This is a genomic window from Leisingera sp. F5 (assembly GCF_001593695.1).
Window position 1 is genome coordinate 1 of the sequence record NZ_LUKH01000802.1, and the last position, 1,657, is coordinate 1,657.

A 1,657-nucleotide genomic window follows, 5' to 3' on the forward strand; every position below is an offset into this window, starting at 1 on the left:
CCGGCATTGCACTTTCGCCCGGACCCATCATTTCCCAAAACTGGTTGTGGTTCCACAACTGCGAAATGTTGTTGAAAATACCGTTCTGGGCAACCGAACCGGCGTCATAGGTGCCTTTGATGATCTCTTCCAGCGACTTGCCGTCCCAATCGGTGCCGGCGATCAGCTTGTTACCGTTATCGACATAGGCCTTGTGGTGCAGGTCGTGGTGGTATTCCAGGGTTTCAGCCGACATGCCTTTGGCGGCCAGAGCGTCATGTGCATAAGGAAGATCGGGAAGTTCAAAAGCCATTTGGGCCCCCTGTGAAAAAGTTTGCGTTCCTGCGCAGATACATGCTGTGTGCGCGCTATCAGGTCAAGAGCCAAGGCTCCATTTCCGCGCAAGGTCTATGTGCAAAAAGATTATGCCTGCCCCGCCCGGTTGGCGCGATGCTGGCCTCAGTCTTTTTTGACTATGCATTTACCTTTGCCGCGCGGCTGATTGGCGACACCCGTGATGACGCCGCGGATCGACAGAGTGTTCTGCTTGGTATTCAAAACACCTGAATACAGCCCATCAAGCGTCATCCGGGCATTGCTGACCGGGATGTTGTTCACCCGCCAGTCCAAGTTGTAGGAAATTTCGTTTCGCGGTTCGACTTTAGCCGGAATAGGCTCTCCGATCAGTTTGTGTATATACCCGTCATAGATCTGCGCAGACTGGTTTTCTTCGTCCCATATGACAAGCACCCGCGGGGCTATCCAGCCATTGTTAGTGAACACCTTGATCGCGCAATCATATGTGATGGTGGCTTTTCTTCCCGCCGCTGCAGAGGACGCGGCTGCCAGCACAATGGATGCAGCCAGTAGATATCGTTTCATTCAGATGGTTCCCTTGTTTTGCAGCGCAGTGATGCAAGGGAGCCAGTTCCGATGCAATCGCAATCTGCAGTTGCACGGCAATCTGCAGCTGCACGGCAATCAATAGATTGCTCGCCAAGTCAATACACGCGCTTAGTTCAACCTCATGTGGTTCTGGGCCAGCAGTGACAAAGAGGGCTCCCGGCGGCAAGTCCCCGAGCCGCGCGGCGGTTGCACTGCTCTGCCTGTACGGATTGATTGAATGCTCATCTTCAGGTTTGCAGTGTTCAGCACAGCCCTGAAGCGCGGCTCTGCCTGCCCGCTGTCCGTCAGTACTGCAAGCCCCGGCAACGACCAGCTAAGCGCATAAGTTGTCATGCTGCGTTGCGAAACCTTGGCCGCAACGGACACCCCAAACGCCGCATCGGTGACCTGTGCAGTGGTGAAATCATCAGAAAACCGCACGGTGATACGGCCAGGAACCCAGAACGCGCCGGAAATCGGTTTCAGGTTGCAGCTAAAGCTGGTTTCCGCCAGGGCGCTCGCCCCGGAAAACGTTAAAACCAATGCCAGAATTCCGCATGCCGGCAGGCGCATCAGTCGCTCCCTGAAACAGTTTCGCACTGCCCCTCCTCCCGCCACGGAAAGGCATCAAATTCAATCTGTTGCAATCGATGCAAAGGGTCATTTCCAAGGAAATTCAAATGCAAAAACGGTGCCCCGGAAGGTCTCCAGGGCACCGTAAATGACGCGTGATGGCGTCACAAGCAAAAAGCGAGTGAAAATTTTAGTAAACACCCACTTTACTTTGCGGATG

2 protein-coding genes are annotated in these 1,657 nt (G+C 54.3%); both read right to left on the minus strand.

Going from position 1 to position 1,657, the window contains the following annotated elements:
• Nucleotides 1-292 (minus strand): superoxide dismutase (locus A2I95_RS36150; protein WP_367153199.1); only part of this gene is annotated, 292 nt, incomplete at its 3' end.
• A gap of 146 nt (nt 293-438) precedes the next feature.
• Nucleotides 439-861 carry a hypothetical protein gene (locus tag A2I95_RS36155; RefSeq protein WP_051371951.1) on the minus strand — a complete coding sequence of 141 codons (423 nt, stop codon included), beginning with the start codon at nt 859-861 and terminating at the stop codon, nt 439-441.
• Between the last annotated feature and the right edge of the window lie 796 nt (nt 862-1,657).

What these genes read in the sequence shown, in the direction of transcription:
- A2I95_RS36155 (WP_051371951.1), bottom strand. Translation starts at nt 861, where the DNA reads ATGAAACGATATCTACTGGCTGCATCCATTGTGCTGGCAGCCGCGTCC.